Source organism: Proteiniphilum sp., from assembly GCF_040307845.1.
GTDB lineage: Bacteria > Bacteroidota > Bacteroidia > Bacteroidales > Dysgonomonadaceae > Proteiniphilum.
In genome coordinates this window covers 74076-98804 of sequence record NZ_JAWRIS010000009.1, presented here as the reverse complement: position 1 = coordinate 98804, position 24729 = coordinate 74076, and the positions used below count along the sequence as shown (strand labels likewise).

Annotated in this window: 18 protein-coding genes; 11 read left to right on the top strand and 7 right to left on the bottom strand. The window is 44.6% G+C overall.

Annotated elements, in window-relative coordinates:
• Window positions 1–328: 328 nt before the first annotated feature.
• Together ABV001_RS02085 and clpB are read left to right on the top strand one after the other, a co-directional pair.
• Window positions 329–1399, top strand: coding sequence for a tyrosine-type recombinase/integrase (locus ABV001_RS02085; RefSeq protein WP_294083405.1), 1071 nt, complete (start codon window positions 329–331; stop codon window positions 1397–1399).
• 274 nt (window positions 1400–1673) lie between these two features.
• Window positions 1674–4262, top strand: a complete 2589-nt coding sequence (gene clpB / locus ABV001_RS02080) for an ATP-dependent chaperone ClpB (protein WP_352421281.1) — start codon at window positions 1674–1676, stop codon at window positions 4260–4262.
• Between the two features lie 26 nt (window positions 4263–4288).
• Here clpB and ABV001_RS02075 read toward each other — a convergent pair whose 3' ends face one another.
• From ABV001_RS02075 to tig, 7 genes are all read right to left on the bottom strand, one after another.
• Window positions 4289–5755, bottom strand: a complete 1467-nt coding sequence (locus tag ABV001_RS02075; RefSeq protein ID WP_352421280.1) for a TrkH family potassium uptake protein — start codon at window positions 5753–5755, stop codon at window positions 4289–4291.
• Window positions 5756–5799: 44 nt separating this feature from the next.
• The gene (trkA, locus tag ABV001_RS02070; RefSeq protein ID WP_352421279.1) at window positions 5800–7137 is read right to left on the bottom strand and encodes a Trk system potassium transporter TrkA; all 1338 of its coding nucleotides are present in this window, start codon (window positions 7135–7137) and stop codon (window positions 5800–5802) included.
• Between the two features lie 30 nt (window positions 7138–7167).
• Window positions 7168–9129, bottom strand: coding sequence for a 1-deoxy-D-xylulose-5-phosphate synthase (gene dxs / locus ABV001_RS02065; protein WP_352421278.1), 1962 nt, complete (start codon window positions 9127–9129; stop codon window positions 7168–7170).
• A 107-nt stretch (window positions 9130–9236) separates the two neighbouring features.
• Window positions 9237–11435 (bottom strand): DNA helicase RecQ, encoded by a 2199-nt coding sequence (recQ, locus tag ABV001_RS02060; protein ID WP_352421277.1) that lies wholly within the window; start codon window positions 11433–11435, stop codon window positions 9237–9239.
• Between the two features lie 256 nt (window positions 11436–11691).
• On the bottom strand, window positions 11692–12936 hold the full coding sequence (clpX, locus tag ABV001_RS02055) for an ATP-dependent Clp protease ATP-binding subunit ClpX (protein ID WP_352421276.1): 1245 nt from the start codon (window positions 12934–12936) through the stop codon (window positions 11692–11694).
• Window positions 12936–13613, bottom strand: coding sequence for an ATP-dependent Clp endopeptidase proteolytic subunit ClpP (gene clpP / locus ABV001_RS02050; protein ID WP_323423159.1), 678 nt, complete (start codon window positions 13611–13613; stop codon window positions 12936–12938). The genes clpX and clpP overlap by 1 nt, the downstream gene beginning before the upstream one ends.
• A 178-nt stretch (window positions 13614–13791) precedes the next feature.
• Window positions 13792–15294, bottom strand: coding sequence for a trigger factor (gene tig, locus ABV001_RS02045; RefSeq protein WP_352421275.1), 1503 nt, complete (start codon window positions 15292–15294; stop codon window positions 13792–13794).
• A gap of 185 nt (window positions 15295–15479) precedes the next feature.
• On the opposite strand from tig, the gene ABV001_RS02040 reads away from it, so the two are divergent.
• The 9 genes from ABV001_RS02040 (at window position 15480) to ABV001_RS02000 (ending at window position 24714) form a co-directional block, all read left to right on the top strand.
• Window positions 15480–16358, top strand: coding sequence for a CPBP family intramembrane glutamic endopeptidase (locus ABV001_RS02040; RefSeq protein WP_352421274.1), 879 nt, complete (start codon window positions 15480–15482; stop codon window positions 16356–16358).
• A gap of 147 nt (window positions 16359–16505) precedes the next feature.
• Window positions 16506–17081: a DUF3109 family protein gene (locus ABV001_RS02035; RefSeq protein WP_352421273.1), complete on the top strand. Its 576-nt coding sequence runs from the start codon at window positions 16506–16508 to the stop codon at window positions 17079–17081.
• 120 nt (window positions 17082–17201) lie between these two features.
• Entirely contained in the window at window positions 17202–17798 is a 597-nt protein-coding gene (locus tag ABV001_RS02030; protein WP_352421272.1) for a TetR/AcrR family transcriptional regulator, read from the top strand.
• A gap of 185 nt (window positions 17799–17983) precedes the next feature.
• Entirely contained in the window at window positions 17984–18730 is a 747-nt protein-coding gene (fabG, locus tag ABV001_RS02025; RefSeq protein WP_352421271.1) for a 3-oxoacyl-[acyl-carrier-protein] reductase, read from the top strand.
• A gap of 4 nt (window positions 18731–18734) precedes the next feature.
• Complete coding sequence (locus tag ABV001_RS02020) at window positions 18735–19403, top strand: RluA family pseudouridine synthase (protein ID WP_352421270.1); 669 nt, start codon at window positions 18735–18737, stop codon at window positions 19401–19403.
• Window positions 19404–19846: 443 nt separating this feature from the next.
• A complete protein-coding gene (locus tag ABV001_RS02015; protein WP_352421269.1) occupies window positions 19847–20749 on the top strand; it encodes a sugar phosphate nucleotidyltransferase in 903 nt (300 codons plus the stop codon).
• A 36-nt stretch (window positions 20750–20785) separates the two neighbouring features.
• The gene (locus ABV001_RS02010; RefSeq protein WP_352421268.1) at window positions 20786–22099 is read left to right on the top strand and encodes a hemolysin family protein; all 1314 of its coding nucleotides are present in this window, start codon (window positions 20786–20788) and stop codon (window positions 22097–22099) included.
• A 131-nt stretch (window positions 22100–22230) separates the two neighbouring features.
• Window positions 22231–23310, top strand: a complete 1080-nt coding sequence (locus ABV001_RS02005) for an aldose epimerase family protein (RefSeq protein WP_352421267.1) — start codon at window positions 22231–22233, stop codon at window positions 23308–23310.
• A 54-nt stretch (window positions 23311–23364) separates the two neighbouring features.
• Window positions 23365–24714 carry an MFS transporter gene (locus ABV001_RS02000; protein ID WP_352421266.1) on the top strand — a complete coding sequence of 450 codons (1350 nt, stop codon included), beginning with the start codon at window positions 23365–23367 and terminating at the stop codon, window positions 24712–24714.
• Window positions 24715–24729: the final 15 nt, after the last annotated feature.

Below are 24729 nucleotides of genomic sequence, written 5' to 3'. Positions count from 1 at the left end.
ATCGCCTTTTTGTTTTATCAGACTTTTAATTTTTTCGTTAAGTTCTGTTTCGATTTCAGAGGTCAGATTTCCGTATTTTTTAAGTTGTTTTATGAGAGGGTTCATTCTTTGTACGGTGTTGGTTTATGCTTGCCGCTAACGCACAAATATACGCAATAATATTAAAAAACAATCATTTGTTTCAATAAAAATTAAAATGGGTTTTACATCTATGTGAATCAGTTGATTGAAAACAGATATTTTGTTGCGTATTTCGAATTATTATACTATCTTTCAACTCCAACAGAGATTTAAAAGTGGATGTTTAACATATCTGAAATACGCAGTTATGGATTTTAGAGATAAAAGATATCATTTTGAGCCGGGTGAATATAACGGCAAGCAGGTGATTTGGATTAGGTTCGAAAAAGACAACCAACTTATCTCCTATCTGCGCAATCATACAAAAGCAAGATGGTCGGCATCGAAGAAATCATGGTATGTTACCGATAACCGATATTATCGTGAGTTATTTGGTTTGAAGCCGGTGATTGCCGGTAAAGAAGTACTGAGCAAAATTCATGCTAAAAACCTACCAGCTCTAAAACGGTTTCAGGAACAGATAATACTGAAAGGATACAGCGAAAATACGCTTAGAACCTATACATTGGAATTTGCTCAATTGCTGTACATCCTTAAATCGTATCCGGTCAATGAGCTTACTCCTGATCGGTTACGTGGTTATTTTCTTTATTGTCACCGGACACTGAAATTGTCGGAAAGTGAAATCCATAGCCGTATCAACGCAATAAAATTCTACTATGAACAAGTGTTACACCGCGAGAAAATGTTCTTTGATATTCCACGTCCCAAAAAACCGCAGACACTTCCAAAAATGCTCAATAAGAAAGAAGTGCAAAAAATTATTGAAGTTACCCAAAATCCGAAACATAAACTGATGTTGAAACTTGCTTATGGTATGGGGTTACGTGTCAGCGAACTGGTCAGCCTGAAAATTTCGGATATCGACAGTACCGCCATGTTAGTCCGAATAGAACAGGGTAAAGGGAAAAAAGACCGTGTGGTTCCCCTCCCGGAATCAGTACTTGAAGATATGCGAAGTTATTATAAGGACTATCGTCCTAAAATATATTTCTTCGAAGGACAGGATGGAGGGCAATATTCCATCCGGAGTGCCCAACAAGTTTTTAAATCGGGATTAAAAAAGGCTGGAATCAAAAAACAAATCGGCATACATGGGCTGCGCCACAGTTATGCCACACACCTGTTGGAAACCGGTACAGATATACGTTTTATCAAAGATTTGCTTGGCCACCAATCTGTTAAAACGACCGAAATCTATACACACGTGACCGACCTGTCGAAGTCAAAAATAAAAAGTCCGCTCGATTCACTGTAAGAATATGTATAGCGGAATAAGCCAGGCTGCATAAATATGGCTTGCCAGACCGAGTAACACAAATAGATGAAAAACGGTATGGACAAATTCCCTTTTGGCCGTGGCGTATATGATCGCTCCTGCCAAAAAGTCATATTGCATGCTTTGGCAAAGATTTTGACGACACTATGATAGAAATAACGTGAGGCAGGTTTGGATCTCCCCATCCAATAATATGTGGAACTTTTAACTGGTTGTCACGTTTATCAATAAGAAAAGAAAGGAGACAATATATATGAACTTTAATAATTTTACAATAAAAGCGCAGGAGGCGGTACAGAAGGCGATTGACTTGGCGCAGGGCAACAGCCAGCAGATGATTGAGCCGGCCCACCTGCTCAAAGGAGTGATGATGGTGGGTGAAAATGTAACCGGTTTTTTGTTCCAGAAACTGGGTGTGAATCCCCAAAACCTGGAGAGGGTGCTCGATAAGGAGATCGAGTCGTTTCCTCGTGTATCCGGGGGCGAGCCGATGTTGAGCCGGGAGACGAATGCGGTGTTCCAGAAAGCTACCGGTTTCACCAGCAAGATGGGCGACCAGTTCGTGTCGCTGGAACATCTGCTGTTGGCGATACTGGATGAAAAGAACAGTGCTTCGCAGATGATGAAAGATGCGGGCATCTCGCTGAACCAGTTGCAGGCGGCCATACAGGACCTGCGCAAGGGGGAAAAGGTGACCAGCCAGTCGGCGGAAGATACTTACCAGTCGCTGGGCAAATATGCGGTGAACCTTACGGAACGGGCGCGTAACGGTAAACTCGATCCGGTGATCGGGAGGGATGAGGAGATCCGCCGTGTGCTGCAGATACTGAGCCGGCGTACCAAGAACAATCCTATCCTTATCGGTGAGCCGGGAACGGGTAAGACGGCCATTGCAGAAGGGTTGGCATACCGTATCGTGCGGGGTGATGTGCCGGAAAACCTCAAAAGCAAACAGATATACTCTCTGGATATGGGAGCACTGATTGCCGGTGCGAAATACAAGGGTGAATTCGAGGAGCGGTTGAAATCGGTAATCAACGAAGTGGTGAAGTCGGAAGGGGAGATTATCCTTTTCATCGATGAAATCCATACATTAGTCGGTGCCGGAAAGAGCGAAGGAGCGATGGATGCAGCCAATATCCTGAAACCGGCGTTGGCGCGTGGTGAGCTGCGCGCTATTGGAGCTACCACACTGGATGAGTACCAGAAATATTTCGAGAAGGATAAAGCGTTGGAACGCCGTTTCCAGACGGTGATGGTGGATGAACCGAGTGAATCGGACAGCATCTCGATCCTCCGTGGGTTGAAAGAGCGGTATGAAAACCACCATAAGGTGCGTATCAAAGACGAAGCGATTATTGCCGCCGTACAACTTTCAAGCCGTTATATCACCGACCGGTTCCTGCCCGACAAGGCAATCGACCTGATGGACGAGGCGGCTGCCAAACTGCGTATGGAGGTAGACTCCGTTCCAGAAGAGCTGGATGAAATCATGCGCAAGATCAAGCAGTTGGAGATAGAACGTGAAGCAATACGTCGTGAAAACGATACCCAGAAAGAGGAGTTGCTTACCAGGCAGATCGAAGACCTGAAGGCGGAGGAATCGGAATACAAAGCCAAATGGCAATCCGAAAAAGAGATCATCAATAAAATACAACAAGACAAGATTGATATTGAAAATGCCAAGTTCGAGGCAGAACGTGCCGAACGTGAAGGCGATTACGGCAAGGTGGCCGAGTTGCGCTACGGAACGATCAAGGAGAAGGAAAGCGAGATAGAAGCGCTGCAACAGCAGTTACACGAACGCCAGGGTGGCCGTGCGATGATCAAGGAAGAAGTGGACGCGGAAGATATTGCCGATGTGGTATCGCGGTGGACGGGTATTCCCGTAAGCAAGATGATGCAGAGCGAACGGGAGAAACTGCTTCATCTCGAAGACGAACTTCATAAGCGGGTGGTCGGCCAGGATGAAGCCATCACTGCCGTGGCAGATGCCGTGCGTCGTAACCGCGCCGGGTTGAGTGACCCGAAACGGCCGGTCGGCTCTTTCATTTTTCTGGGTACCACGGGAGTGGGAAAAACCGAATTGGCGAAAGCATTGGCCGAATACCTGTTCGATGACGAAAATATGATGACCCGTATCGATATGAGCGAATACCAGGAGAAATTCAGCGCTACGCGATTGATTGGTGCGCCTCCCGGATATGTAGGCTATGATGAAGGTGGACAACTCACCGAAGCCATCCGCCGAAAACCTTATTCAGTGGTATTGTTCGATGAGATTGAAAAGGCCCATCCGGATGTGTTCAATATCCTCCTGCAGGTGCTGGACGATGGACGGTTGACCGACAACAAGGGTAGGGTGGTGAACTTCAAGAATACCATCATCATCATGACTTCTAACATGGGATCGAACTTGATCCGTGAGAATTTCGAAAGGATCACTCCTTCGAACCGTGAGGAGATCATCTATAATACCCGCAATCTGGTGATGGATATGCTGAAAAGAACAATCCGCCCGGAATTCCTGAACAGGATTGATGATATCATCATGTTTGCCCCGCTGAAGGAGGATGAGATCGAACAGATTGTCCGCATTCAACTCGATGGCGTAGGGAAAATGTTGTTGGAAAACGGCATAGTGTTGAGATACACCGATGAAGCGGTCAGAAGTATTTCAGTAGCCGGTTTTGATCCTGAATTCGGGGCCCGTCCGGTGAAACGGTTGATCCAGCGGAAAGTGCTGAACCAACTCTCCAAGGATCTGCTCGCCGGGAAAGTGGACAAGACTAAACCGATTACCATCGACGCGATAGACGATACGATCTTCTTTAAGAACTAAAAGTGAAAAGTGGATATTTAGTTTTTTCACCTTTTCCAGAAACCGGGAACAAATAACGAGAGTACGGTAAATATCTCAAGACGCCCTACCAGCATAAGGAAACTGAGATAATATTTCATAAACGGTGTGGCTGATTCAAATGTGCCGCTGGGACCATAAGAACCTAATCCGAAGCCGTAGTTGCTGATGGAGGATAATGAAACGCCGATCGATTCTTCGAAGTTCATCCCGTTAAGGCCCAAAATAACGGCACTGATGACCGTAATGGATACATACAGGAAGACAAAGGCAAACAGCCGAGAGAGAGTCTCTCCCGTAATCACTTTCTTGTTTATCTTTACCACATAGAGGGCGTTGGGGTGTACCTGACGCTTGAAGACCAGCAATGCATTTTTGGAAAGGGCGATCAGACGGGATATCTTCATACCGCCCGATGTAGAACCTTCACTTCCGCAAAAGAGGATCATCACCAGGAAAAGAAGCCAGTAGGCAGACCCCCACAACTGGAAATCGGCTGTGGCAAATCCGGTAGTGGTGACAGCCGCAACGACCTGGAAAAATACTGTCCGGAATGTTTGTTCTATGTCATTCATTCGCCCTGTAGCCAAAAGAGCGATTGTAATTCCCACGGTGAAAAGAATGATGATCAGGAAATACCATTTGAACTCTTCATCCTTGAAAATTGTGGGTTTAAAACGTGTGACAAGCGTTGAAATAAGAAGGAAGTTAGTGCCGCCCAGGAACATGAGCAGTGTGATTACATATTCTGTATAAGGAGAATTGAAAAAGGCTATACTGGCCTGTTTCGTAGAGAATCCGCCTGTAGAGATGGCTGTGAGGGTATGGCAAGCAGCATCGAACGCATCCATAGGACCGGCCCAGAGAAAGAAAAATCCGAGAATGGTGAGGCCAAGATATGTCAATGACATCTGTTTGGTGATTTCACGGATACGGGGCCGGAACTGGTCTTCAGCGATACCGGTGGCTTCTGCTTCATAGAACTGGCTCGAAATCCCACCGAAGATAGGCATAAAAGAGAGTACGAAGATGATGATCCCGATTCCTCCGATCCATTGCGTGAAGCTGCGCCAGAAATGGAGTGATTTGGGAAATGCTTCGATATTGACCAGGGTAGAGCTCCCCGTAGTGGTAAAACCGCACATATTCTCAAAAAAAGCGTTCGTGAAAGAAGGGATGGCACCACTGAACAGGTAGGGGAGCGTACCGAACAATGCCATCACCAGCCAGGAAAGTGAGACGGTAAGGAATACCTCCCGCTTGGTGAGGTTTCCTGTTGTACGTCTGCGTTTTCTCACCATAAAAGTGATGAGTGCCCCTGTGCAGAAACAGATTACTGCCGAAAAATAGATACTCTTTACAGCTGTTTCGTTGTAATACTCACCTACCAGTGCGGAAAGGAGCATGAAGACCGCTTCAATGATCAGGAGCAGACCAATAGTGCTTAATACGAATTGATAGTTAAATCTCTTCATGTTTTTATTTCCCGGTGATGGAAGCCGGTGATAAAGGTCTCATATTAGTTAAACAGCTTCTCGATTACTTTCAGTGATTTATTGAGGAAGAAGACCACCACCTGGTCATATGGCTCAATAAGCGTGTCTCCATCCACCAACATCGGTTCACCGTTTCTGATAAGCGCCGCAAAAGTAATATCGGGTGGGAGGTTGAGGTTCCTTATCAGTTTTTTTGTCACTTTGGAATTGGGTTTGGCGATGACTTCTCCCACATTGGCGTCGGCAACGGTAAGGCTCTTTATATTGGAAGCATCGGCTTTCAGCAATAATTCATAGATCTTGCTGGCGGCAATCAACTTTTTATTGATCACCGTGCCTATATCGAACCTTTCCGCCATCGCAATATAATCGATGTTTTCCACTTCGGCAACCGTCCTTTTTACGCCATACTGTTTGGCCATTATACATCCCAGGATATTGGCCTCGGAATTGCCGGTAAGGGCGAGAAACGCATCGGTGTCGGCGATACTTTCCCGAAGCAGGAATTCGGCGTTCCTTCCATCTTCCACGAAAACGGTCACGTTGGAGGGAGCCATCTCAACCAGTGCCTGGGCACGCTCCCTGTCCTGCTCAATAACTTTTATACTGATGTTTTGCGGCAGTTGTTGTATGGTACGCATCGTGATGCGGCTGCCTCCCATGAACATAACTTTCCTGGTTTCGAACGATTTTTTCCCGAACAGTTCCGGCAGAGAATCGATATACTTCCTCAGGGTGCTAAAATAGAGGATGTCGTCGGGCAATATCTGGTCACTCCCTTTGGGTATAAGAGTGCTTGAATTGCGCTTGATGGCTACCATATGGAACCGTTTCTCTGTTTTTACAAGATCGTACAGGTATGTATTGACGATGGGCGCATTTTCCCTCACTTTGGCGGCGGCAATGATCACTGTTCCGTTACATAGCTCCCACCAGAAACGGGCCCATGGAGTTTTAAGCGACATGGCGATCTCCCTTGCTGCTATCAATTCGGGATAGATCATGGAGTGGATGCCCAGCTTCTCAAAAAAATCTTTATTTTTGGGTAACAGGTATTCGTAATTATCTATCCGTGCAAGCGTTCTCTTCGCTCCTAAATTGGATGCGAGCATACAGGAAGTAATATTCCTGGATTCTTCCGGAGTTACACCGACATAGAGATCGGCATTGGTAGCTCCCGCTTCGGTAAGATCCTTAATTGACGTGCAACTTCCAATATAGGTCAGTATATCGCTGTTGTCGCGTATGATGGCAAGCCGGTCCTTGTCGTCATCGATCAATGTTATGTCGTGATTTTCCTGCCCGAGAAGTTTCGCCAGATGGGTTCCGACTGCGCCCGCACCTGCTATTAAAATCTTCATTGCATCTTTTGCAGTTAATGATTCTCTATCTTAACGGTTATGTATTTGTATAACAGGACTTATGCTGTTATGCGGCGGTTGTAGATGTGCATGATTACCTTTACTTTCCTTGTATATATGGATAATCTGTTCCAGAATTCCTTTTTTATCGATTCCGGTGATATGTTGTAGTTCACTGACAGATCCATGGGTGACAAATTCATCAGGAATACCTATCCGGTGCAGGTGCACGTCGGTATAGTCGTTTTCCGAAAGAAATTCGAGGACTGCACTTCCTAAACCACCCTTACTGACTCCATCTTCCACGGTGATTATATATTTAAATTTACGTGCCACTTTATGCAGCAACGCTTCATCAATGGGTTTGAGGAATACCATATCATAGTGCGCTACGCCGATGCCTGATTCTTCGGCTTCGTCGATAGCCCTTGCAGCACTGTTTCCGATAGGACCGATAGAGAGGAGGGCTATGTCTTTTCCTCTTCTTAATTTTCTCCCCTTGCCGATGGGGATGATGTGAGGTTCATTCTTCCATTCGATTATTTCACCCTGTCCACGGGGATATCGGATGGCAAAAGGACCGTCATTTCCATATACACCTGTATACATCAGATTGCGCAACTCATGTTCATTATAGGGGGATGAGATGATCAGGTTGGGTATAGGACGGAGATAAGCCAGATCGAATACACCATGATGAGTAGGACCGTCGGGTCCCACTAATCCTGCCCTGTCGAGACAGAAGATCACTTTCAGTTTTTGTAGTGCCACATCATGGATTACCTGGTCGTATGCCCGCTGCATAAACGACGAATATATATTACAGAATGGGATCAACCCCTCCTTTGCCATACCGGCGGAGAATGTAACGGCATGCGCCTCGGCAATACCGACGTCGAAAGTCCTGTCAGGAAACTTATCCGCCATAAAACACATTGAACAGCCGGTGGGCATGGCCGGCGTCACTCCTACAATTTTTTCGTTTTTCTCAGCCATCTCTACGAGGGTGTGCCCGAAGACGTCCTGATAAGCCTGGGGCTGATTTGCATTATTTTTTACGATCCGTTCGCCGGTATCTTTATTGAAAAGACCCGGTGAATGCCAGATGGTGGCCGATTTTTCAGCCGGTTTGAATCCTTTGCCTTTGACAGTCTTGATATGGAGCAGCTTTGGCCCCTGCATGTCTTTGATGTTGCGGAGTATGCGGATCAATCCCGGCAGGTCGTGCCCATCCACCGGACCGAAGTAGCGGATATTGAATCCCTCGAACAGGTTTTGCTCCTTTGTTATCAAGGATTTGACGCTGTTGTTAAATCTCAGGACAAGATTCTTGCTACTTTCAGAAATAAGATTCCGTTTCTTGAACCCTTGGTAAATATTATTCCTTACCTTATTGTATTTTGCGGATGTGGTTAGTTTCACTAAGTAGTCCTGCATCCCTCCCACATTACTATCAATCGACATATCATTGTCGTTGAGGATGATCAACAGGTTATTGGGTTGCGAACAGGCGTTATTGATCCCTTCGTATGCCAATCCGCCGGTCATCGAACCGTCGCCGATGATGGCTACGATATGGCGGTTTAATTCCCCGCGAAGATTAGCCGCTACAGCCATACCCAATGCTGCCGAGATAGAAGTGGATGCATGACCGGCAACAAAAGTGTCATATTCACTCTCTTTAGGGTTTGTAAATCCCGAAAGACCGCCCAGTTTACGGTTGGTTGAAAATCTATCGCGACGGCCGGTCAGGATCTTATGCCCGTAGGCTTGATGCCCTACATCCCAGACAAGCCGGTCGTAGGGAGTGTTATATAAATAATGCAGTGCCACTGTCAGCTCCACCGTCCCGAGGCTGGATCCAAAATGACCCGGGTTGTGGGAGAGCTGTTCGATGATGAATTCCCGCAGTTCGCTGCAAACTGTTTCCAGTTGGTCTATGCTGAGTTTCTTCAGGTCATCGGGACTGTTTATATATTGTAAATATTGCATACGCTTGTTTTATTTAGATTTCACTCACAAGCTTCCTTCTTAATAACGAATACCTGTATGAAATAGTTTAACCGCTTAGGCACCTACCCACTTAATCACTTAGGCACTTAATTCGCCATATCGGAGAAAAATTTGATACGCACTAAACGAATTTCTGTCTCAGTATAATCCGGCAACTCTTCCTGGGCTTTTTCCAGATCATCGGTTTCCGCTTCTTTGAAATAGGAATATACGTCCTGTAGTACATCCTGATCCATCACCTCGTTAAGGAAATAATCGATATTGATTTTGGTACCTGAGTAAACGATTGCTTCCACTTCTGTCAGCATTTCATTGAAATCGATACCTTTTGATTCCGCCAGATCGTCGAGCGCCACTTTCCTGTCGATTGCCTGTACGATGGATACTTTTAGTTTCGATTTATTGGCGACTGTCTTTACGCGGAGATCCTCAGGACGGGTAATGTCGTTTTCCTCCACGTGTTTCTTTATCAAATCGACGAATTCTTTGCCGTAGCGCTTTGCTTTTCCTGCACCCACCCCGGGAATATTTTGAAGTTCTTCCAGCGTAATAGGGTACGACGTGGCCATAGCCTCGAGCGACGAGGGCTGGAAAATGACGTAAGGAGGAACGTTCAATTTCTTCGATAATTTTTTCCTCAGGTCTTTCATCATAGAGAAAAGTACAGGATCGGCAGCTCCACCGCTTCCACCGGCAGAAATAACATCTGAATCATCACTTTCCGGATCAGCCATATTATCCTCATCTTCATCTTCTTTTGTTATCTTGAAAGAGACCGGATTTTTAATGAAATCTTTTCCTTTTTTGGTGATCTTAAGAATGCCGTAGTTCTCGATATCTTTTTTCAGATAGTTATCCAGCATTGCCTGGCGGATAACTACTTCCCAGGTGCTTTCTTCTTCATCAGCGCCCGATCCGAATTCCTCCAGTTCGTTATGCCCGTATGTCTCTATATCGGATGATTCTTTTCCAATAAGGAAATTTATAAGATAATCGGCTTTTTGTTTTTCTTTGAGAGCGGTAATCGCCTCCAATACAGTAATAAGTAACTCTTTTGCTTCCACTTTCTTCTTGGGATTTAAACAGTTGTCACAATGTTCACAATTCGGTTCGTTATACTCTTCGCCAAAGTAGTGCAACAGCACTTTCCTCCGGCATACGGATGTCTCAGCATAAGCGGCTGTTTCCAGCAGCAGTTGTTTTCCGATCTCCTGTTCCGAGACCGGTTTCCCCTGCATGAACCGTTCCAGTTTCTGCAGGTCTTTTTCTGAATAAAATGCGATACATTTGCCCTCACCACCATCGCGTCCTGCACGGCCGGTTTCCTGGTAATAGCCTTCAAGGCTTTTGGGGATGTCGTAATGAATCACATAGCGGACGTCGGGTTTATCGATCCCCATGCCAAAGGCGATAGTAGCTACGATCACATCTACTTTCTCCATGAGAAAAGCATCCTGGTTATAGCTGCGTGTGGCCGCATCCATTCCGGCGTGGTAAGGCAATGCCCTTATGTCGTTTGCTTGCAGTATCTCTGCAAAATCGTCTACTTTCTTTCTGCTCAGGCAATAGACAATTCCTGATTTCTTCCCCTGGGAAAGAATATACTTGATAATCTCCCTGTCTATTTGTTCGGTCTTGTTACGGACCTCATAATAGAGATTAGGACGGTTAAAGGATGATTTGAATACAGCCGCATCGGTCATCCCGAGATTCTTCTGTATGTCGTGCTGTACCTTTGGGGTGGCTGTGGCAGTTAAAGTGATGATGGGACGCATGCTGATTTCACTGATGATAGGCCTTATGCGCCGGTATTCCGGCCGGAAATCATGCCCCCATTCAGAAATACAATGTGCTTCATCCACAGCATAGAATGAAATAGGAATGTTCCGGAGAAATTCCACATTTTCGGCTTTGGTAAGCGATTCAGGCGCTACATACAGCATTTTGGTCTTGCCGGAAAGCACATCTCTTTTTACTTCCTCAATCTCCTGCTTATTCAGTGACGAATTCAGGAAATGGGCAATGCCGTTCTCTTCACTGTAGTTACGCATGGCGTCCACCTGATTCTTCATCAGTGCAATAAGCGGTGAAATGACAATCGCCGTCCCTTCCATCAGCAACGCAGGGAGTTGGTAGCAGAGAGATTTTCCACCACCGGTAGGCATCAATACAAAAGTGTCTTTTCCGGATAAGATACTCCCGATTATAGCCTCCTGGTTACCTTTAAAAGTATCGAACCCGAAATATTCTTTTAAACCTTTGTATAATAAATCTTGTTTTTCCATTGAGCAAATCACTCTGTAATCAAATCGGCCTTCTTTGAAAGGCAAGCACAAATTTAGGAAAGTATTTTATATTTCCAAATAAGATTTATAGTAATACAAAATGAATATTTGTGGTTGTGCTGTAAATCCTCTATAATTCAATAAAGAACGGATGGTGAACACATAAAAAAACGCAGGCTGAACATGCGTTTTTTTGATTCACACGCAACCGGCTTTCACCGGCCGGAGTTCCTATATGTCGCGAATGAAGTCTCTGTCAGGCTACTCTTAAATGATGGAGGTCTGAATTTTCCAACTGGTGGGTAGCATATTCGCGGGTAACGTGCATTTTTTTCTTCTCACCTGAAGAGGGAAGAGTGAACATAGCTTCGATCATGATGGCTTCTACGATAGAACGCAGTCCGCGTGCTCCCAGTTTAAACTCAATCGCCTTATCGACGATGTATTCGTAAGCGCCCTGGTCGAAAGTGAGTGCTACATTATCCATCTCAAACAATTTCTGATACTGTTTGATGATCGAGTTTTTGGGTTCTACCAATATCCGGAGCAATGCATCCCTGTCAAGCGGTTCCAGGTAGGTGAGGATAGGAAGTCGCCCGATGATCTCCGGTATCAGTCCGAACGACTTCAGGTCGAGCGGAGTGATATACTTCATCAGGTTGTTCCGGTCTATTACTGAAGTCTGACTGCTGGCAGCATAACCTACCACACGTGTATTAAGTCGTTGAGCGATTTTTTTCTCTATCCCGTCGAAAGCACCCCCACAAATAAACAATATGTTTTTTGTATTTACGGCGATCATCCTTTGCTCCGGATGTTTTCTGCCTCCCTGGGGCGGTACATTTACCACCGAACCCTCAAGGAGTTTCAGTAATCCCTGTTGTACTCCTTCACCACTCACATCGCGGGTAATGGAAGGATTGTCACTTTTGCGGGCGATCTTATCGATCTCATCAATAAAAACGATCCCCCTTTCCGCGGCATTCACATTGTAATCGGCAACCTGAAGCAGGCGGGTGAGAATACTTTCAATATCCTCTCCCACATATCCGGCTTCGGTAAGCACCGTAGCATCCACAATAGTAAAGGGAACCTGCAGCAACTTTGCAATGGTCCTGGCCAGCAATGTTTTTCCTGTACCGGTTGCTCCCACCATGATGATGTTCGATTTTTCAATCTCCACATCGTCTTTGGTATTCTTTTGCAAGATACGTTTATAATGGTTGTAGACCGATACGGACAGAAAGCGTTTCGCACTATCCTGTTTAATCACATACTGGTCTAAAAACTCCTTGATCTGCGCAGGTTTGGGGAGAGAGGAAAGGGTGAGGCCTACGTCCGACTTCTTATTGCTTTGGAACGAGTCGTTCACAATTTCATGTGCCTGTTCGGCGCACATATCGCAGATAAAGCCGGTCATACCCGAAATGAGCAGATTTACCTCCTGCTCACTTCTTCCGCAGAAACTACAATGATTGCTACTATTCGCCTTTTTTGCCATTATTTATTTTTTTTTGTCAGGACGTCATCTACCATACCGTATTCTTTAGCTTCGGCTGCCGTCATCCAAAAGTCACGATCGGAATCCCTGGCCACATCCTCAACGGGTTTACCCGAATGGGTGGATATGATGGCATAGAGTTCCTGTTTGATTTTTGCAATTTCACGGGCGGTAATTTCGATGTCAGAGGCCTGTCCTTGTACGCCTCCCAGCGGTTGATGGATCATCACACGGGAATGGTTGAGGGCAAACCGTTTTTTCTCGGCACCGGCTACCAATAGTATGGCAGCCATGGAAGCGGCAATACCGGTACAAATGGTAGATACATCGCTTGAGATAAACTGCATGGTGTCATAAATACCCAATCCTGCATATACCGACCCGCCGGGTGAGTTTATGTAGATGGAGATATCCTTTCCCGGATCGGATGAATCGAGATAGAGCAACTGAGCCTGGATCACATTGGCCGTATAATCGTCAACGGCGGTGCCGAGGAAGATGATACGATCCATCATCAATCGTGAAAAAACATCCATTTGTGCTACGTTGAGCTGGCGTTCCTCGATGATGGTGGGAGAGATATATCCCCCCTGACTGGTGATATTCATGTAACTGTCCAATCTGGCGCCATTCATGCCCAGATGTTTCACCGCATATTTTCTAAAATCGTTATCCATAATTTTTTTATTGATGTGTATAATTCTAATCATTATCAATAAGGGCACTGCAAACAAAGTGCCAAATTTTACATCCGGGTATACTTTCCCGCTTTAGAATTATATAACAAATTTATAACGAATTATCGAAATACAAAATAAAATCCTGATAAACAATTAATAGTTATTCAGAGGAAAGTTATTTTTGTGTCGAAGTTTTTCTTTTTCTTGTCGGTTTTTCGGTTGGATCTGCTTCTTCTTCCGTGTCAGTAATATTGTCAGAAACAACCTCTTCATCGTGAGTATGCTCTTCCGCATGTTCACCCTCACCGTGTTCGTGCATATGTCCGCTCATCAGTTCACTGAAATCCTTTGAAGTGATCTCTTTTTCGATCACGGTCACGTTTTCTTTCAGCCAGTCGATGAGCTTGTTTTCTGTAGCCCTGTCGAACAGACTACGCACCGTCTCTTCTTTTTCAAGCAGGCTTTTGGTATAATTCTGCAATACGTCCGCCGGCAGGTTCGTCATTCCATATTGGGCAAACTGAGCTCTTGCTACTTCTGTGGCGAGTGCTTCGATATCAGTAAATTCGACTTTGATCTCATTCTCTTCCACGATCTTCTGTTTGGCAATCTGGAATTTCAGATCTTCCAGAATTTTCGGAAAATCTTCCTCTATCTCTTCGGCCGTACGTTTTTCGTCTGCCGCGAGCAACCACCGTTTCAACAATTCATCGGGGAATGTTACCTCTTCCATCATCTTTACAATGATGTCACGTGCTTCGTGAATGAAAAGGTGATCGACGTCCGGGTTGAATTGTTTCACCAACTCGGCTTCTACTTTGGTCCGGAATTCTTCCTCGGTTGTAGCTGTACCTTCTCCCAATACTTTGTCGAATAATTCCTGGTTCATCTCCGCTTCTTTATACCGGGTCACTTCATTAATGTCGAAACGGAAATCTGAATGAATGTCCGCTACGTTCTCTTTAGTGGTTTGCAGTAAAGAGGCTATTTCGGCTTCGTTATTGTCGTACGCTTTCCTGGGATTAAATACCACACTGTCGCCTACTTTGGCGCCGATAAAACTGTTTTTTGTTTCCTCGTCCTTAATATAGGAAGGCATCAGGATGGCGTTTTCAATTACCTGGCCATTTTCTTTTTCGTTGTCACCATCCATTTCTACGAGTGTACCTTTGAGCAGGTCGGTATCTTTGGCCTCCTCCTCTACAGAAACGTAGGTACCGTAATTCTGCTTGTAGGCATCCATCTGCCGCTCGAACAGTTCCGGTTCCAGTTGTATCTTATAAGAAGTCAATTCAACGTTTTTGTCGAGATTCAGATCAAATTCGGGAGTAAGCGCCACATCGAATGAAAATTTGAGTACCTCTTCTTTTTCCAGATCAATTTCTTCGTCCAGGTTATCTGCCGGCAGGGGTTCCCCGAGTACTTTTAATTTATTGTCACGAATAAAATTGCCTATTTCGTCGGAGACAATTTTATTGATTTCGTCAACCAATACTGCTTTTCCATATAATTTCTGGATCAGGCTTTTGGGTACTTTTCCCTGACGAAAACCGGGAATATTGGCTCTTTGACGATATTGATTCAATGACTTATCTACCTTCTCCTGGTAATCTGCTTTTTCGAGTTCAATGACGATGGTTCCATTTACATCGTTCGTTTTGTTCAGTGTTGACTTCATTATAATATGTGAAAATGATTGTTTTTTGTTGAAAGTCCGTAAAATTCAACTGATTGTAACATTTTGAAAAATAAGATTGCAAAATTAGTGTTATTCTTTTAATCTGCAAAAAATATTTTATAGAACCCGCTGTAATTCCTTTACCGGATTATTGTACTACCTTTGTACTTTAAATGACTGTGGCAATGAGACCTGTTCTTTCATCTTTTACACCGGGCTACAAGATAGCCTATCTTTTTTTGTTTCTGTTGATTGGTGTGATAACGGCTGGTATCCTGACAAATCTCATTCTGATGATACCGGCAGTGGGCAGCGGGAACGGAGTGAATGCCATTTATGTGGGTTCAGTAATGCAATCGCTAGTGGGCACCGCTTTGCCGGCATTTCTTATTGCCGCATTGACTCACCCTTCTCCGGCAGGCTATCTGAAGATGACAGGCAGTAGCCGGATGGGGAGAAAAATGGTATTCGCTGTGCTTGCTTTCCTATTTTCATATTGTTTAGCTTCGTTTCTGTCCCAATGGAATAAAGGGTTTGTACTTCCGGCGCCGATGCGAGGGGTGGAACAGGTATTACGTTCCATGGAAGACGCCGCACTCGCAACTACCGATTTGTTGCTGTCGGGGAAGACCATCGGCAGCCTTATCCTGAACCTGGTCGTAGTCGCAGGGTTTGCAGCGGTGTCGGAGGAGATGTTTTTCCGTGGAGCGCTACAGCAATTCATACAAGAGAAGTTCCCTGATGGACACGCTGCTGTATGGATCACAGCACTGGTATTCAGCCTGGTCCATTTTCAGTTCTATGGTTTTTTGCCGCGACTCCTGCTGGGCGCCCTGTTGGGATATCTGTTCCTTTACACTCAGAATCTCTGGATCCCCATCCTGTTTCACTTTATCAATAATGCTTTTATCATTGTGATGCATTATTTCTGGGGAAACACTTCGTGGATGCGGGAAATAGAGGAGATGCCGGTGAATGGATGGTTTGCCCTCGCCGCTGCTGCCAGCGCCTTGTGTACAGTCCTACTGTTCTGGGGATATTCTAAGAAGTGGAAAGGTGCCTAAGTGGAAAAGTGGAAAGGTGCCTAAGTGGGAGAGTGGGAGAGAAGGGTAATTAATAAATTGAATAATTAGGGGGATAAAACTTCTCAACTTCTTAACTTCTCAACTTCTTAATTTTTAGTTCTAACTTCTAACATTTAATAAACAACAATGATACAAATTCAACATACGCTCCTGTCGGACGAAATATTTGAAGAACAATTTATTTGCGACCTTTGTAAATGCAAGGGGGAATGTTGCGTGGAAGGAGAATCAGGAGCGCCCATCACGAAAGAGGAATTCCAGGATATAGAAAGCATCCTCCCCAAAATCTGGAATGACCTTTCCCCAAAAGCACAAGAGGTAATCAATAAACAGGGGATCGCCTATACAGATTACGATGGGGAATTGGTTACCTCGCTCGTAAATGGAAATGAGTGCGTATTTACCTATTTCGATGCCGATGGGGTATGTAAATGTGCCATCGACAATGCATACCGGGAAGGACGGATATCTGTCCGTAAACCGGTCTCGTGCCATCTTTACCCCATAAGACTGACAGAATATAACGATTTCACTGCTGTCAATTATCACCGTTGGTCAATATGCAAACCGGCCGTGAAGCTTGGAAGGAAAGAAGGGGTACCCCTCTACCGCTTCCTGAGAGAACCTCTGATCCGGAAATTCGGAGAAGAATGGTATCACGAAGTATGTGAAGCTGCCGGATTATTGAAGAAGGAGGAGTAATTATTAATCGCTTTTAAAGGAGTGTATTTGCCTATTTCGTGTTTTTTTGCGCTATTTACTTTTTCAATTTAGAATCTTGTGTTATTTTTGCACAGACATAAGTAAAATGTGCAGAATGTTATGGTTTCAGCAATTTCCAAGACAAAGAAAAATTTAATCGATGTAGCCCAACAGCTTTTCGCTAAGAAAGGTGTTGAGAATACAACGATGAATGATATTGCCGAAGCATCACAACGTGGCCGGCGTACTCTCTACACCTATTTCAACAGCAAATACGATATTTATAAGGCGGTTATTGAGTCGGAACTCAATGTGCTGTATAGCAGACTTGAGGAAGTAATCAAGCGCGATATCCCTGCTGACGAAAAACTGATTTTGCTGGCTTTTACCCGCCTGAGTGCTGTCAAGGAGGTGGTTACGCGCAATGGAACGCTGCGTGCCAATTTCTTCAGGGATATCTGGCAGGTGGAGAACGTCCGCAAGGAGTTCGACAGGAAAGAAATCAGTTATCTTGAAGAAATCATTCAGGATGGTTGTAATAAAGGTCTCTTCGGATTGAAGAATGTGAAACAGACCGCAGTGATATTGCATTATGCATTCAAAGGACTGGAAGTGCCAGTCATACGGGGCACGTTAAAACTCGACTATAATAAGAAAGAGGATAGGGATACTATTGCTGATATTCTTATCAAGGGATTGTATGGGAGGAGTGGATAAGTGCCTGAGTGGATAAGTGCCTAGGTGGTTAGGTGCCTGAGTGATTAGGTGGAAAAGTGAAAAACTAATAGTGAAAAGTGAAAATTTAGTTCTTAATTTTTAGTTCTTAGTTCTTAGTTTTTAATTTTTAGTTTTTATTTTTTTTGTTTTTAGTTCTGAAATTGATAATTAGTAATTAAATAAGTATGAAGTTATTAGAAGGAAAGACCGCATTAGTGACAGGAGCTGCCCGTGGTATCGGGAAAGCGATAGCCTTGAAGTTTGCCTCGGAAGGTGCGAATATCGCATTTACGGATTTAACCATAGATGAGATCGGTACGGCTACCGAGCACGAAATTGCCTCTTTGGGTGTAAAGTGTAAAGGTTACGCCTCCAATGCCGCCAATTTCGAGGAAACGCACAAGGTGGTTGAACAGATTATGCAGGACTTTGGTCGCATAGATATCCTGATTAACAACGCCGGTATTACCAAGGACGGTTTGATGATGCGGATGAGTGAACAGCAATGGGATGCAGTGATCAATGTAAACCTGAAATCGGCATTCAACTTTATCCATGCGGTAACCCCCGTGATGATGCGCCAGAAATCGGGCAGCATCGTGAATATGAGTTCCGTGGTAGGCGTATCCGGAAATGCCGGTCAGGCTAATTATTCCGCTTCCAAGGCGGGCATGATCGGCCTGGCGAAATCGATGGCAAAGGAGTTGGGTTCACGCGGTATACGTGTAAATGCCATTGCCCCTGGTTTTATCATTACCGAAATGACCGGACAATTGTCGGAAGAGGTACGTAATGAATGGGCAAAACAAATTCCATTACGTCGCGGAGGCACACCGGAAGATGTGGCGAATACGGCCGTTTTCCTGGCTTCCGATCTCTCTTCGTATGTAAGCGGACAGGTGATCAATGTCTGCGGTGGCATGAATACATGATTAAATGACAGTTCTTTACGAAGATAATCACCTCATCATTGTCAATAAGGCACCCGGTGAGATCGTGCAAGGCGACAAGACGGGAGACCAGCCGCTGTCGGAGATGGTGAAGGAATATCTGAAAGAGAAGTACAATAAGCCCGGCAACGTTTTTTGTGGTGTGACGCATCGCCTCGACCGTCCGACGAGCGGGGTGGTGGTGTTTGCAAAGACCAGCAAGGCGTTGTCGCGGCTCAATGATATGTTCCGCGATGGTGAAATGGATAAAACCTATTGGGCCATTGTGAAGGATCGTCCCCCGAAAGAGGAGGATCAGTTGACCCATTATCTGGTCAAGAACGAAAAGACCAATAAATCTACTGCTTATCCCGTTGAAAAGCCACACACAAAAAAGGCGGTACTCCATTACAAGCTGATTGCCGCATCACAGAATTATTATTTGCTGGAGGTCGACCTGGAAACCGGTCGGCACCACCAGATTCGCGTGCAGTTGGCCAAAATTGGATGCCCTATCAAAGGCGACCTCAAATACGGTGCATCCCGTTCCAATCCGGACGGCAGCATCAGCTTGCATGCACGGACTATCTCCTTTATTCATCCCGTTTCCAAAGAAAAAATAATGGTCACCGCGCCCGTGCCGGAAGATAATCTCTGGAAGACATTTGAAGTATGATTTTTTGTGATCTGTTTTATCTACTTCTGGTATTTTGCCATCGACCGTTTTTTTATTCTCTATAAGTGAACTTTAAATCAATTTCTCCTCATATACCATCTTTCTCAATACCTCTTGTATTACGTATCTGGCGATAACTATTAATGAACTGTTTAAGCTTGGTTGAAGAATAGTTTTTTAATTAAATATGTATGAAAAAAGAGGCTTGTGAATGAGATTTAAGATAAAAACCGTACATTTGCATATCGGTGTGTAACCCCGATTTCGTATATAATAGAGAAATAAAATCTACAAATTAATAAATCAATCTGAATGAGATGAGTACTGAATAATAAGACAAAGGCTGTTAATTGGAGAAAGTAATTAAATTCTTTTAGTTTTTAGTTTTAGCTTACATCGCTTTTGCTCTTTATTCCTTGCTCTTTGTTCTAATTAAAAATCGTATGAAACCAACTTTATTTGTATTGGCAGCGGGAATGGGAAGCCGTTATGGAGGACTGAAACAATTGGACGGATTAGGTCCGAGCGGCGAGACCATTATGGATTATTCTATTTACGACGCGGTGAATGCCGGCTTTGGAAAACTGGTATTCGTGATCCGCCAATCGTTTGAAAATGACTTCAGGGAGAAGATCGTCAGTAAATATGAGAAAAAAATACCGGTGGAACTGGTATTCCAGGAACTGGATAAATTACCGGAAGGCTTCACACCCCACCCCGACCGGGTGAAACCGTGGGGTACCAACCATGCTGTGATGATGGGAAAAGAAGTTATTCATGAGCCTTTTGCAGTAATCAATGCCGATGATTTCTATGGCCGCGAGAGCTACAAGGTGCTGGCCGATTATCTTTCTACTTTGGGAGAAAGTGAAAACAAATATTGTATGGTGGGTTACCGTGTGGGAAATACCCTGTCGGAAAGCGGAACCGTAGCCCGTGGCGTTTGTGAAACCGACGAAGACCGTAATCTAACCGGGGTGGTGGAACGTACACAAGTGATGCGCGTAGACGGAAAAGTGAGCTATAAGGATGAAAACGACCGGTGGATTGCCATTGACGATAATACGCCTGTCTCCATGAATATGTGGGGTTTCACTCCCGATTATTTCAAATATTCCGACGATTATTTCATACAATTCCTGAAAGAAAATGCCGAAAATCTGAAAGCGGAATATTTCATACCGTTGTTGGTCAATCATCTGATCGTAAATGGAAAAGCGACAGTGAAAGTGCTCGATACTCCTTCTTCCTGGTTCGGGGTCACTTATGCAGAAGACCGGCCCGGCGTTGTGGCGAAGTTGAAAAGTATTGTGGATGAGGGTGCTTATCCCTCTCCATTGTGGTAAAATTATCACCCTTTTATTATACAGAACAAGCCTGCTATGTGGATTGATATTATCATCATTCTTATACTGATCCTTTTGAACGGTTTTTTTGCCTTGTCGGAGATCGCTATCGTATCTACGAAAAAGAACATACTGGAGGCAGAACGGAAGAAAGGTAAGTCGGGCGCCCGGCGGGCATTGAAATTACGTTCCGACCCCGGTAATTTCCTGTCGTCCGTACAGGTAGGAATTACTTTGATCGGAATCGTCAACGGAGCTTATGGGGGACAGGCTTTTACGGTATATTTAGTGCCTTTCTTCCAGCAGTTTCCGGCTATTGCTCCTTTTGCTGAAGGTGTTTCCATGGTAATTGTGGTATTCCTGATCACTTATGTTTCCATCGTGATCGGTGAACTGGTACCCAAAACCATTGCGCTGAACAATCCGGAGAAAATGGCGATGGCCGTGGCTCCTACTATCCATGTGGTGAGTATTATTTTCTATCCTTTTGTAAAACTGCTGTCGGTATCGACTGGTTTTGTCAGCCGGCTGATAGGCTTGCAGCCGAAAGTGGAAGTGGTGTCGGAAATGGAATTGAGAGCCATGCTGAAGACCGCTTCCCACGAGGGTGTGATCGATGTGGAAGAAAATATAATCCACGAGCAGGTTTTTTATTTTTCCGATAAGCGTGCCATCCACCTTATGACACACCGTACCGATGTGGAATGGGTGGATATCAGCAAGAGCAGGGAAGAGATCATAGAGGACCTGTTGCAGACCAAACACAGCAAGATTCTTGCCTGCAGAAAAGAAATCGATGATTTTGCAGGTACCATCTCCATGCGGGATTTCCTGTTAAGGCTCAATAAGAGGGATCTCTTTTCAATAGAAGACCTGATCATGGAGCCTATCATCGTCCCCAATAATCAACTGGCACAAAAAGTGCTTGAAAATTTCAAGAATAACCACAAGTTTGTCGCCGTGGTGGTGGACGAATATGGAAGCCTCGATGGAATTATCACTATTCATGATATCTTTGAGAATCTGGTAGGCGCTATTCCGGAGGAGACAGAAGATGAACTGTCTGATCCGCTTATATTCATGCGCGATGATCATTCTGCTTTGGTGAGTGGGGAAGCTCCTATCGAGATATTGTCGCAGATGGATGAAGACTTTATTGTGGATTTCGATAAGATCGATTATTCGACGGTAGCCGGTCTTGTATTTGAATGTATTAATAAAATTCCGGCGGTGGGAGATCAGTTTGACTATGACAATCTCCATTTTGAGATTGTGGATGTAGATGGAAATAAGATAGATAAAGTTTTAGTAACAAAAAAATTAAAAGAGGTCGATGAAGTGGTTATGTAATAATTAAAAAGTTTTATGTTATATAACACAAAATTTTTTCATGTTACGTCGAAAATAGGTGCTAATTTTACAGCAGATTTAAGAAAGAATCAATCTTCATCGATATCTTAATTTTAAACCCAGAAAATTACATGAACAAATTGTATGGCAAATCCGGTTTGCTTGTCGATGCTTTTAAGAAAACGGTAGACGGCAGGCAAACCGGGTTGTACACTCTGACAAATGAGAACGGATGCGAACTGGCGGTCACCAATTATGGTGCTAAGATAGTTTCGCTGATGGTGCCCGATAAGAACGGAACATTGGTTGACGTTGTATTGGGACATAATACGATAGATGAATATTTGACTTCGGAAGAGGCCTATTTTGGCGCTATATGCGGCAGAACGGCTAACCGTATTGCGAATGGCCGCTTCACCCTTGAAGGGAAAGAATACCAATTAGCAATCAATAACGGCCCGAACTCACTCCACGGAGGAATAAAGGGATTTAATGCGGTGGTGTGGGAGGTGAAAAAACTGACCGACCGGAGTATTGAGTTATTTTATCTTTCTCCGGATGGTGAAGAAGGGTTTCCCGGTAATCTTGCCGTTACCCTGACTTATACTCTGACGGATGATAATGCGTTGGATATCCACTATAAGGCGACTACCGACAAGTCGACTATCCTGAATCTCACCAATCACTCCTATTTTAATCTCTCGGGACAGGGGGATCCCTCTGTCGGCGATCATCTGCTGGTGATCAACGCAGACAGTTACCTGCCCACCGACAATACGGCCATACCTTACGGCGATGCGGAACCTGTAAAAGGAACGCCGTTCGACTTTACCGAGCCCCATACCATCGGAGAGCGGATTAATGACGATTTCGAACAACTGCATTTTGGTAAAGGATACGATCATAATTACGTTTTGAATAAAAATGCAGCGGATGAATATATTTATGCAGGTTATTGTTTCTCCCCGAAGACAGGTATCAAAATGGAGATCTACACTACCGAGCCGGGCATGCAAGTCTATACGGGGAATTGGATGACCGGTAATTTTGAAGGTAAGCAGGGAAAACGTTACCCGGCCAGGTCGGCTGTGTGCTTTGAAACGCAACATTTTCCCGACAGCATCAATAAGCCGGAATATCCGTCGGTAGTCTTGCAGCCGGATGATACTTTCGAGTCCAGGACAACCTATCGGTTTTCAACTGAAGCATAAATTGATATTCGACTATTCACAATTAATAAATTAACAAAATAATTAATCAAAAGTATGAACACGACTACTGATCAGAACAAAAATCGGATTGTGCCAATTATCATGATGATTGCGCTTTTCGGAATGATCTCATTTGTTACCAATCTGGCTGCGCCGATGGGACAAGTATTAAAAGAACAATTCGGTGTTTCCAATTTTATGGGATTGCTGGGAAATGCGGCTAATTTTATCGCTTATGCCGTAATGGGAATACCCGGCGGTATCTTGCTGCAACGTGTAGGATACAAAAAAACCGCCCTGATCGCTATCGCTATAGGGTTTGTAGGAGTATTTGTACAGTTCCTCTCGGGACATTCTCCTGAATCAGCAGCATTTGGCGTTTACCTGCTTGGTGCGTTTATTGCCGGCTTCTCCATGTGTCTGTTGAATACTGTGGTCAACCCCATGCTGAATACATTAGGCGGCGGGGGAAACAAAGGTAATCAGTTAATCCAGGTCGGCGGTTCCTTCAATTCTATTATGGCCACCTTTACCCCTATGTTCGTAGGTATTTTAATCGGTGAGGCAACTAAAGCAAATATTAAAGACGTATTTCCGGTGATGTACATTGCCATGGGCGTTTTTGCTGTTGTGTTCTTTGTAATGATGGCAGTAAAAATTCCTGAACCACATGCCACCAATACAAAAGAACCTATGGGTAAGCTGATGTCAGGCGCATTGAAGTTCAGGCATTTTGTGCTGGGTGCCATTGCTATCTTTGTATATGTAGGTGTGGAAGTAGGTACTCCCGGAATCATGATCTACTGGTTGTCCGATAATCCGGAAGTAGGAAAAACCATTGCCGGTTTTGTGGCAGGTACTTATTGGTTCCTCATGTTGGTAGGCCGGTTGCTCGGAGCTTCCTTAGGTAGTAAAATTTCCAGTAAAACAATGCTTTCCACACTCTCTGCCGTAGGATTGATCTTAATCCTTTCCGCAATCTTATCGCCCACCACCAACCTGATTTCATTACCGGTATTACAGACATCTGCTACGGGTGCACTCTCGTTTGGTATGGCACAAGTGCCCATTAACGCTTTGTTTATTGTATTAGTGGGTCTTTGTACATCCATCATGTGGGGAAGTATCTTTAACCTGGCAGTGGAAGGTTTGGGTAAGTTCACACCCGCCGCTTCGGGTATATTCATGACCCTGGTATGTGGTGGAGGTATCCTTCCTGCCATTCAGGGTGGTGTGGCTGACGCAGCCGGTTATATCGCCAGTTATTGGGTGATTGTGATCGCATTGGCTTACCTGTTGTTCTACGGCTTGGTCGGATCGAAAAACGTAACTAAAGGTGTTTCTGTAACCGATGATGAAGTTCCGGTAGATACGGCTTCTCAAAGTGTGCCGGTAGAAGAATAATGAGTGGATATGACA